8 protein-coding genes and 1 pseudogene are annotated in these 7,626 nt (G+C 66.0%); 5 read left to right on the plus strand and 4 right to left on the minus strand.

Annotation, left to right across the window (positions count from 1 at the left end; all coding sequences use genetic code 11):
- Positions 1-244 (minus strand): annotated as a pseudogene (locus AC1DYI_RS21545) (5-methyltetrahydropteroyltriglutamate--homocysteine S-methyltransferase); the annotation flags it as partial.
- A gap of 95 nt (positions 245-339) precedes the next feature.
- Here AC1DYI_RS21545 and AC1DYI_RS21550 point away from each other — a divergent pair.
- Positions 340-1,266, plus strand: a complete 927-nt coding sequence (locus AC1DYI_RS21550) for a LysR family transcriptional regulator (RefSeq protein ID WP_477206179.1) — start codon at positions 340-342, stop codon at positions 1,264-1,266.
- A gap of 27 nt (positions 1,267-1,293) precedes the next feature.
- Here AC1DYI_RS21550 and AC1DYI_RS21555 read toward each other — a convergent pair whose 3' ends face one another.
- The 3 genes from AC1DYI_RS21555 to AC1DYI_RS21565 all read right to left on the minus strand — a co-directional run bounded on the left by AC1DYI_RS21555 (position 1,294) and on the right by AC1DYI_RS21565 (position 4,073).
- Complete coding sequence (locus tag AC1DYI_RS21555; RefSeq protein ID WP_477206180.1) at positions 1,294-2,394, minus strand: protein-glutamate methylesterase/protein-glutamine glutaminase; 1,101 nt, start codon at positions 2,392-2,394, stop codon at positions 1,294-1,296.
- Positions 2,395-2,430: 36 nt separating this feature from the next.
- Positions 2,431-3,135, minus strand: coding sequence for a chemoreceptor glutamine deamidase CheD (cheD, locus tag AC1DYI_RS21560; protein ID WP_477206181.1), 705 nt, complete (start codon positions 3,133-3,135; stop codon positions 2,431-2,433).
- 68 nt (positions 3,136-3,203) lie between these two features.
- Positions 3,204-4,073 (minus strand): CheR family methyltransferase, encoded by an 870-nt coding sequence (locus AC1DYI_RS21565; RefSeq protein ID WP_477206182.1) that lies wholly within the window; start codon positions 4,071-4,073, stop codon positions 3,204-3,206.
- A gap of 276 nt (positions 4,074-4,349) precedes the next feature.
- On the opposite strand from AC1DYI_RS21565, the gene AC1DYI_RS21570 reads away from it, so the two are divergent.
- From AC1DYI_RS21570 to AC1DYI_RS21585, 4 genes are all read left to right on the plus strand, one after another.
- Positions 4,350-5,015 carry a GGDEF domain-containing protein gene (locus AC1DYI_RS21570; protein ID WP_477206183.1) on the plus strand — a complete coding sequence of 222 codons (666 nt, stop codon included), beginning with the start codon at positions 4,350-4,352 and terminating at the stop codon, positions 5,013-5,015.
- Positions 5,012-5,830: a MinD/ParA family protein gene (locus AC1DYI_RS21575; RefSeq protein WP_477206184.1), complete on the plus strand. Its 819-nt coding sequence runs from the start codon at positions 5,012-5,014 to the stop codon at positions 5,828-5,830. The genes AC1DYI_RS21570 and AC1DYI_RS21575 overlap by 4 nt, the downstream gene beginning before the upstream one ends.
- A complete protein-coding gene (locus tag AC1DYI_RS21580) occupies positions 5,830-6,258 on the plus strand; it encodes a group II truncated hemoglobin (RefSeq protein WP_477206185.1) in 429 nt (142 codons plus the stop codon). The genes AC1DYI_RS21575 and AC1DYI_RS21580 overlap by 1 nt, the downstream gene beginning before the upstream one ends.
- A 416-nt stretch (positions 6,259-6,674) precedes the next feature.
- Positions 6,675-7,626 (plus strand): hypothetical protein (locus AC1DYI_RS21585; RefSeq protein ID WP_477206186.1); only part of this gene is annotated, 952 nt, incomplete at its 3' end.

Here is a 7,626-nt window from a genome sequence, read left to right on the forward strand (position 1 = left end):
GTGTTGGCTCGCAGCCGAACAGCTGGATGTGGTTGGCCACCTGGTCGTAGTAGGCGAAGTCACCCACCGTCAGAAAGCTCAGGCCCGCGTCGCGTTGCTGCTCCCAGTGGCGGTGGCGCAGAGTGCGGCCGGTCGCTTCCAGCTMGTCGGCGTTGATTTCTCCGCGCCAATGGCGCTCCAGCGCGAACTTCAGCTCGCGCTGCGCGCCCATGCGGGGGAAGCCAAGAATATGAGCCTGAATCATGATCAAGTGATGTTTGAATGAATCACTTGGCATGATCGGCATCGCCCCACTATGATTCAAGCGAAAGTTTTCTTGAACCAACTTGAATTCAGTTCATGACTCAGTCGCTGCTTGAGCTTCGCCACCTGAAGACGCTGCTGGCGCTACGTGAAGCGGGCAACCTGTCGCGCGCGGCGCAACTGCTCAACCTGACGCAGTCGGCGCTGTCGCACCAGATGAAGGGGCTGGAAGAGGTCTACGGTGCCGCGCTGTTCGAGCGCAAGTCGAGCCCGGTCGCGTTCACCGCGGCCGGCCAGCGCCTGTTGYGCCTGGCCGATGCGGTGCTGCCGCAGGTCAGCGAAGCCGAGCGCGACGTGGCGCGGCTGATCGGTGGGGCGGCCGGCACGCTGCGCATCGCGGTGGAATGCCACACCTGCTTCGACTGGCTGATGCCCGCGATGGACGCGCTGCGCGCCCGCTGGCCCGAGGTCGAGCTGGACATCGTCTCGGGCTTTCATGCCGACCCGGTCGGCCTGCTGCACCAGGACCGCGCCGAACTGGCCATCGTCTCCGAGCTGTCGGACGACGAGACCGGCGTGGTCTACAGCCCGCTGTTCAGCTTCGAGATCGTCGCGCTGCTGCCGCAAGGCCATGCGCTGCTGGCCAAGCCCTGGCTCGAGGCCGAGGACTTCGCCGAGCACACGTTGATTACCTACCCGGTGCCGGACGACATGCTGGACCTTGTGCGTCGCGTGCTGCGGCCTGCTGGTGTCACCCCGCCGCGCCGCACGAGTGAGCTGACGGTGGCGATGCTGCAGCTGGTGGCCAGCGGCCGCGGGCTGGCGGCGCTGCCGGTGTGGGCGGTGAAGAACTACCTGGACCGCGGTTATGTGGCCCACCAACGCATTGGTCGCGAAGGGCTGACGGGTCGGTTGTATGCCGCGACGCCGGAACGCCTGGCCGACCGACCCTACCTGGCCGAGTTCGTGCGCATCATGCGAGAGACCTCGCTGCTGGGTCTGCCTGGTGTGACGCTGCTTTGAAGCGCGCCGCTCCCGCGGTGCGCTGAATCAGACGCGGTGCAGCAATGCCCCGTGCATCGAGCGCAGCTTTTCCATCAGGTGCGTCGCAATGTCTTGCAGCGGCAGCACCTCGTTCGCAGCGCCATGCTGGATTGCCTCGCGCGGCATGCCGAAGACCACGCAGGTCGATTCGTTCTGGGCGTAGTTGTAGCTGCCGGCTTCGCGCATCGTCTTCATCGCCTTGGCGCCGTCGGCGCCCATGCCGGTCAGCATGATGCCGAAGGCGTTCTGGCCGACCACGCGGGCGGCGGACTCGAACAGTACTTCCACTGAAGGCTTGTGGCGATTGACGGGCTCGCCGTCGCGCACACGGGCCACGTAGTTCGCGCCTGAGCGTTCGACGCTCAGGTGCAGGCCACCGGGTGCGATGTAGGCGTGACCGGGCAGGATCCGTTCGCCGTCGACGGCCTCTTTGACGCGGATCTTGCACAGCGTGTCCAGCCGCGCCGCGTACGAGCGCGTGAAGCCGGGCGGCATGTGCTGGGTGATGACGACCGCCGGCGAGTCCGGCGGCAGGTTCATCAGCACTTCCTTGGTGGCTTCGGTGCCGCCGGTGGAGGCGCCGATGAAGATGATCTTCTCAGTCGACAGCCGGCCCAACGGGCTTGGGGCCGCCTTCGCCGGGGCCGCGGCGGCACCGGGGGCGCCGGGTGCCGGTGCCGGGGGCGCGGCCGGCGCGCGCTTCACATGCGCCTTCGAAGCGATGCGAACCTTCTCGGTGATCTCTTCGGCCAGTTGCTTCAGCCCGTCGGCCACGCCGATCTTGGGCTTGGCGACGAAGTCGATCGCACCCAGTTCGAGTGCGCGCATCGTCACGTCGGCGCCGCGCTCGGTCAGTGTCGACACCATCAGCACCGGCATCGGTCGCAGGCGCATCAGCTTGGACAGGAAGTCGATGCCGTCCATGCGCGGCATTTCGACGTCCAGCGTGATCACGTCCGGGTTGAGGGTGCGGATCATCTCGCGCGCGGCGAACGGGTCCGCCGCGGTGCCGATGCACTCCATGTCGGGCTGCCGATTGATGATCTCGGCCAGCAGGCTGCGCACCAGCGCCGAGTCGTCCACCACCACCACACGCGTCTTGGCCATCTGGTTGTTCCTTGATTGGTCTGGATTGATGGATGGTCAGAACAGGTCGATCGAGCCGCCGCCGGTGTTGGCCGGTGCGGCCTTCTGGGCGGCTGCGCGGTCCTGTGCCACCAGCGCTTCGGCATTGGCAGGCGCCAGGCGCTTGACCATCGCCTTGCCGCTGGCCGGCAGGTAGCAGACCTTGCGCGGGTAGATGTCCAGCACGTCCTTCGACACGACGGGAATGCGTTCGGTCGACAGGAAGTCGAGCACGAACTGGGTGTTGCGCTCGCCGACGTTGATCGAGTTCATGCCGCTGATCACCGCGCCGCCGCCGAAGACCTTGGCCTCCATCGTCAGGCGCGAGGCACCGCGCTTCATCATCTCGTTGATCAGCAGTTCCATCGCGTACGAGCCGTAGCGGCCCGAGTCGCCGGCACCGTCGGGCAGCATGAAGTGGTTCATGCCGCCGATGCGGGCTTGCCTGTCCCACAAACAGGCCGCGATGCACGAGCCCAGCGTGGTCATCACCAGCAGGTCTTCGGTGTCGCAGTAGTACTCGCCGGGCAATACCTTGACCGCTTCGTTCTTGAAGTGCGCGTCGTAGAAGAAGAACGAGGCTTCGCCCGGCTTGCGCGGCTGGGCCTTGAGCTGGTCCAGCCGTGGCGTGCGCCCCAATGTGTTGTTGATGCCAGCGCTGTTGAAGGGCGGTGGCGCGACGCGGGCGGTGCCGGGTGAGGAAGCGGAGGGCAAGATGGCCATGGATGAAACCTGGTTCGCGTGAGTATTCGAATGACGGCGTGTGCGGCGGCGCTGGCAGTGGCGCCGGACTACACCCGCTTGTAGATCGTCTTGCCCTGCAGATGGAACAGGTCGCGTGAGTCAGTGAAGTTCTCGGAATGGCCGACGAACAACAGGCTGCCCGGCTTCATGACGCCATGGATGCGCTCCAGCACCTTGCGCTGGGTGTCGTGGTCGAAATAAATCATCACGTTGCGGCAGAACACCATGTCGAAGGGTTCGCCCATAGCCCAGTGGGTGCTCATCAGGTTGAACGGCTTGAAGTCGATCAGCTTGGTCAGCTCGGGCTTGACGCGGATGAAGCCGGCGTTGGCCCCGGTGCCGCGCATGAAATGCTTCTTCAGCCGCTCGGGCGACAGGCCGCGCGAATCGGCCGCATAGACGCCGCGCTGGCCGGTGGCCAGCACCTTGGTGTCGATGTCCGTGGCGAGCAGGCGCGCACCGGTGGTGGCGCCCAGCACTTCGTTGAGCACCATCGTGATCGAATACGGTTCTTCACCGGTCGAGGCGGCGTTGCACCAGATGCGCGGGTTGCGCACCGTGGCGTTCAGGCCGCGCAGTGCGTCGGCAAAGGCGTGGAAATGGTGTTCCTCGCGGAAGAACGAGGTCAGGTTGGTGGTCAGGCAGTTGACGAACTCCTGCCACTCCTGCTCGCCGGAGGCGCCGCTGGCCCCTTCGAGCCACTGCAGATATTCCTTGAAGCAGCGGTGCCCGGTTTCGCGCAGGCGGCGCGACAGCCGGCTGTAGACCATGGCCCGCTTGCCGTCGTGCAGGCTGATGCCGGCGCGCTGGTAGATGAGCTTGCGCACCCGCTCGAAGTCGGCCGCCGCGAAGCTGAACTCCTGGTCGATGGCGTCGTTCTCGCCAGGGCGGCTGGGGGCGTCAAGCAATGAGCTCATCGTGTTCTTCGGGGCTGCGGCACGTTTGTCGGGGCCACGTGATCCGGCATCGGACCACAGGCGGCGGAGGGGACACCTTGGCAAGTCTGCCCGCCCCACGCCGCCGCAACGGTTGGAGATGAGCCCGGTTCCCCCAGCTATTTCGGCACCTGCGACGCAAACCCGCACTGCTAGACTGCGTCAAACCCCAAGGCCTGCTTCATATTTCACGCAGTTGTGAGCGCCTCAGCCCCCCCTCCAGCGCCGGATCGCGCCACCTTGCGGGTGGAGCAGGCGATGCAGTTGCTGCAGCAGTCGGGCCATCCGGTGCTGTCCGGTGCGCCGGGCAGCGTGGCGTGGCTGCAAGGGCTGATCGACGCGCTGTGCGACCTGTCCAGCCGCRACGCCTTGACCGGCCTGGCCAATCGCCGCAGTTTCGAATCGGCGCTCGGCCGTGAAATCGACCGCGTGGCGCGTTCCGGCGAGCCGGCCCTGCTGCTGCTGCTGGACATCGATCACTTCAAGCGCGTCAACGACACCCATGGCCACGCCGTGGGCGACCTGGTGATCCAGGCCGTGGCCGATGTGCTGCGCGAAACCGTGCGGCCGATGGACTTGCCGGCCCGGATCGGCGGCGAAGAGTTCGCCATCATCCTGCCCAACTGCGCCCCGGCCTTTGGCCAGACGGTGGCCGACCGGGTGCGGCTGCGCATCGAGGCCAAGTCCGTCAAGATCGGGCCTTCGCAAACATTGGGTGTCACGGTCAGTGTGGGTGGTGCCTATGCGCCCCAGTGGGTGCGCTCCACCGCTACTTTGTGGAAAGAGCGGGCCGACCTGCAGCTCTACCGTGCCAAGGCCGAAGGGCGCAACCGCACTTGCCTGGAACCCACGCCGGTCTCGCTGGTCAGCCCCGAAGAAAAGGGTTTGCTGTTCGGCACATCGAACTTCGGGGAATTCGAATGAACACCGCTGCCAGYCGGCCTGACGCGGCGGGCTCCGCTGCACCGCCACCGTCATCACAGAAGCGTGCGCGCATCACCGCCATCACCAGCGGCAAGGGWGGCGTGGGCAAGACCTTCCTGTCGGCCAACCTGGCCGCCGCGCTGGCCCGGCAGGGGGAACGCGTGCTGGTGCTGGACGCCGACCTGGGCCTGGCCAACCTCGACGTCGTGCTGAACCTGTTCCCCAAGATCACGCTGCACGATGTCTTCACCGGCAAGAACACGCTGGAACAAGCCATCGTGCCGGCACCCGGCGGCTTCCATGTGCTGCTGGCCGGCTCCGGCATGGTCGAGTACTCGCGGCTGACGCCCGAGGTGCGCGACCTGCTGGTCGACGTGGTGGCCAAGGTGCGGCCGCTGTTCGACCGCATCCTGCTCGACACCGGCGCCGGCATCTCCGATGTCGTGCTCTACACCGTCTCGCTGGCCGATGAGGTACTGGTCGTCACGACACCCGAGCCGACCGCGCTGACCGACGCCTACGCAACGATCAAGGTGCTGGCCACGACGCAGGGCCGGCGCGACATCCGCCTGCTGGTCAACCAGGTCACCCGCCCGGGCGACGGCCGCACCATCCGCGGCCAGCTGCAGCAGGTGGTCGACCGCTACGTGACGCCGGGGCTCGAGTCGCCGGTCAAGCTGGAGTTCCTGGGCGAAATCGGCACCGACAAGACGGTGCGCGAAGCCGTGACCCGGCGCCAACTGCTGCTCGAAGCCTTCCCGGGCTGCATTGCCGCCCAAGGCGTGGTGGCAGCCGCCACCCGGCTCGTGGCCTGATGAGCGGCGGCGAGAACACGCGCGACGACGAGGACGCGCCCCCCGCTGGCCCGACACCGTTCGACCGCCTGGGCGGGGAGTCCGGCGTGCAGGCGCTGGTCGACCGCTTCTACGACCTGATGGACCTGGAGCCCGCCTACGCAGTGCTGCGCGGCGTGCACGGCTCTGATCTGCAGGCGGCGCGGCAAAAACTCTTCTGGTTCCTTTGCGGCTGGCTCGGCGGGCCGAGCCACTACATCGAACGCTTCGGCCACCCGCGCCTGCGCGCCCGCCACCTGCCGTTCTCGATCGGCCAGATCGAACGCGACCAGTGGCTGGCCTGCATGTACCAGGCGATGGCCGAGTGCAACGTCGAGCCGGCGTTGCGCGAGCGGCTCGAGAAGTCGCTGTTCGATACGGCGGACTGGATGCGCAATCGGGCGGGGTGACGACCCAAGCCCTGCACCTGTGGCGGAAGAACGGCTGTCACCCGCACCTGGCCCTGACCGCCTGCCAGGCAAAATCGCCTGCTTCCAAGAGGGGGCATCGTGTGGATTTGCGCGCCGGCCAGCGGCAGAACCTGCAAGCTGAGCGACTGTCAGATCGAGGCCAAACGTTGCACGGACTTAATCTACAAGGTCGATCCGACTCGGCGCAGCGGCCTCGATTTCGAGCCCCTCTCTCAGACAAAGCGAGGAGTGTGCGGACCAGTGAGGCCGCGCCCGCGTGCCTGCGCGGCGGCATCCCAACAATTTCCTGATGTGGGCTGACCGATGGTGGGATATAACCTCGGCGCGCTCGCGAACCAGCGACCTGGACGAGCGGGGCTTTGCGATCGCAGCCAACCAGAAAACAAGAGGAAAGCATGCAAATCAAATCAATCCGCCGCGCGCTGTCGGTGGCGCTGGCCGCGGCCGGCCTGTGCACCGTGGCACAGGCGCAATCCGCACCGAGCATCGTCTCCATGCAGTTCAAGGACTGGCTGGCGGCACAGGCCCGGAACAGGATGCAATCCACGCAGGAAATGGCCGGCGTGGCCGACACGACACCCCCGCGGCTGATCAGCTTCAACGCCATCGATTCGGTGGACGTCGGGGTCCCCGGCGCGATCATGCAGGCGTCGTTCAAGGCCAGTGATGACTTGGCCGGGGTGAAAAACGTCAGCGCCCTGGCGACTGGGCCGGGCGGCCAACGAATCCAGGTGTTGTTTGGCCAGGCGGTTCCGTCGAAGCAACTGGCGGGCAAGATGCATTCGTGGGGCAACCTTGAGCCGTACATGCAACCCGGCGTCTACACCTTCAGTGAAGCCTGGGTCTTCGACGCTGCGAACAACTACCAGGCTATCGATGCGGCAACGCTTGCAACCTTGGGCAAGGTCAGCTTCGAGGTCAAGAACGATCACGGCTATGACGTGTCGCCCCCGAGCCTCGTGAGCGGGACGATCGTGACGCCGAAGGTATCCCTCGCCGCCACCCATCCGGGTACGTCGGAACCCAAATACGTGCAGATGGCGATCGAAACGGTCGATGTTGGCAACACGGCCCTGTCTGGGGTGTGGGTCGCCATGGCAGACTTCTGCCTGGTCGGTCAGTCGCAGTGCATTTTTCTCTCGCTCGATCCCAACGATACGCGGCCGATGGTGGCGAAAGCCTCCCTGAAGCTGGCGACCCAGATCTTTGACAAGGCGACCCCGCTGGGTCAATACCACCTGCGCTCTATCTCGGTGACGGACTTTGCCGGGAACTTCCTGTACCTCAAGAGCACCGAGTTCGGCGGCAGCACCGACTTCAGCACCTACTTCCCGTCGACGACGATCA

This window comes from Ideonella sp. P3_A4, assembly GCF_056403075.1.

Excerpts from the sequence above, each read along its gene's own strand:
- AC1DYI_RS21555 (WP_477206180.1), bottom strand. The coding sequence starts at position 2,394 with ATGGCCAAGACGCGTGTGGTGGTGGTGGACGACTCGGCGCTGGTGCGC.
- AC1DYI_RS21580 (WP_477206185.1), top strand. The coding sequence starts at position 5,830 with ATGAGCGGCGGCGAGAACACGCGCGACGACGAGGACGCGCCCCCCGCT.
- AC1DYI_RS21565 (WP_477206182.1), bottom strand. The coding sequence starts at position 4,073 with ATGAGCTCATTGCTTGACGCCCCCAGCCGCCCTGGCGAGAACGACGCC.
- cheD (WP_477206181.1), bottom strand. The coding sequence starts at position 3,135 with ATGGCCATCTTGCCCTCCGCTTCCTCACCCGGCACCGCCCGCGTCGCG.